At 49.2% G+C, this 2,129-nt stretch carries 1 protein-coding gene; it reads right to left on the reverse strand.

Annotated elements, in window-relative coordinates; all coding sequences use genetic code 11:
• Nucleotides 1-42: 42 nt before the first annotated feature.
• On the reverse strand, nt 43-2,129 hold a 2,087-nt coding region (locus OCV62_RS18020), incomplete at its 5' end, for a VirB4-like conjugal transfer ATPase, CD1110 family (protein WP_262588373.1).

Here is a 2,129-nt window from a genome sequence, read left to right on the forward strand (position 1 = left end):
AAAACATCAGCGGATTTTTATTCAAAATGTTGGGGTTCATCATCATTCATCCTCCTTCTTTTTCAGTTCCTGGGGCTTGGTGGTCATAATGCGGTAAAGCTCGGTATTCTTCGGGAAGTGATCCACGAAAGGCAGGATTGTAGAGCCATAAAACAGCAGGCCCTCGCCCTCACCGGAGTGGGTCACATAAGATAATTGGTGTGTGGAAATACCCAGCTGCTTGGCGAGGATCTGACGGTCTCCGCCTGCCTGGTTGAGCATATACACGAAGTCGGAATTTTCAAAGATATTTTCCACCTCGCGGCTGCTCAAAAGGTCTTTGACATTCTGGGTGATACCTGTCGGAATACCGCCCCATTTTCTGAATCGCTTCCAGATTTCCACCGTATAGGCGGCGGTCTGCTCCTCCTTCAAAAGCAGGTGCATCTCGTCGATGTAGTAGCGGGTAGACTTGTGAGCGGCACGGTTGATGGTAACGCGGTTCCACACCTGATCCTGTACCACCAGCATACCGATTTTCTTGAGCTGCTTGCCCAGTTCCTTGATGTCATAGCAGACAATCCGGTTATCAATGTCCACATTGCTCTGATGATTGAACACATTCAAAGAACCCGTTACATAGATTTCCAATGCCGTTGCAATGTACTGAGCTTCTTTTTCTTCCTGCTCCCGCAGCAAGTTATAAAGGTCCTCCAAAATCGGCATATTCTCCGGCTTCGGGTCATTGAGATATTCGTTGTAAACCAACCGTACACAACGGTCAATAATGGTTTTCTGCACCGGCTGCAAGCCCTCCTTACCGCCCACGATCAGCTCACACAAGCTGAGGATAAAGTCAGACTTGAGTGACAGCGGGCTTTCATCATCCGAATAGTCCAGATTCAGATCCATCGGATTGATATAGTTGGTTGAAGTAGGTGAGATCTTGATGACCTGCCCATGCAGACGCTCAACAAGAGGTGCGTACTCCGCTTCCGGGTCACAGATAATGACATCATCACTGGTAAGCAAAAAGCAGTTGGCAATTTCTCGTTTTGCGCTGAAGGACTTACCGGAACCCGGCGTACCCAGAATCAGGCCGTTGGGGTTTTTCAGCAGCTTTCTGTCCACCATGATGAGGTTGTTGGACAGAGCATTGATGCCGTAGTACAGAGCTTCTTTCCCGTTCTGGAACAGTTCCTGCGTAGTAAAGGGCACAAAGATAGCTGTGGAACTGGTGGTCAGTCCTCGCTGAATCTCAATCTGATTGAGACCCAGAGGCAGACAGCTCATCAGCCCTTCTTCCTGCTGGAAGTCCAGCCTGGTCAGCTGACAGTTATACTTCTGGGCAATAGAGCCTGCCTGAAAGATGTTGTTGCCAAGCTGACGAGGATTGTCCGCTGTGTTCAGCACCAGAAAGGTCAAAAGGAACATTCTCTCGTTGCGGCTCTGCAAATCCTGCAAGAGTTTTTTCGCTTCACTGCCGTAGGTAGCAAGGTCAGATGGAATGATGTCCATGTCGTATCCGGCACGGACTGCTTTTTTCTGTTCCTCGATCTTGCTGCGGTCCAGGTCGGTAATCTTTCGCTTTACCGTTTTGATGGCTTTCACCTGATCCACCGACTGAATGTGCATACTCACAATGAGCGAGCTTTCCATATCCAGAAAATCAGCCAGCAAACGGTCATTCAGTTCCGGTGCGAGAATCTGCAAAAAAGAAACAGTCCCGTATTTCTTACCCATACGGAACTGCTTGCCGGTGCGGAACTCAAAGGAGCTTGGTGCAATAAAATCCTTTGTGGACAGACCGGAAGGAGCCAGCCAGTCCCATTCAAACTGAAACGGGAGTTGTTCATCCATGTGGAATACCGCATGAAGCTGAGAAAGCCTTTCTTTACCGTCCAGCGTTCTGGCAGCTACACCAAGACGCTTGAAGTTATTAAGTATATCGGTCTCAATACGCTCCAGACGGGGCTTGGCAGCTTTGATGCTGTCTGCGTCGATACCAAAAGTCAGGTATTTGGTCTTGATGAGACCGTTGTTACCTCTGGCCAGCTGATTTTGCAGCATTGTGGTGTATTCCTCGCGGATACTGTCAAAGGCATCCCTCTGGGGCGGGATGGAAATGGAGTTAGCAAAGGTCTCCTCCG

It is taken from the genome of Gallintestinimicrobium propionicum (assembly GCF_025567525.1).
Lineage (GTDB): Bacteria > Bacillota > Clostridia > Lachnospirales > Lachnospiraceae > Gallintestinimicrobium > Gallintestinimicrobium propionicum.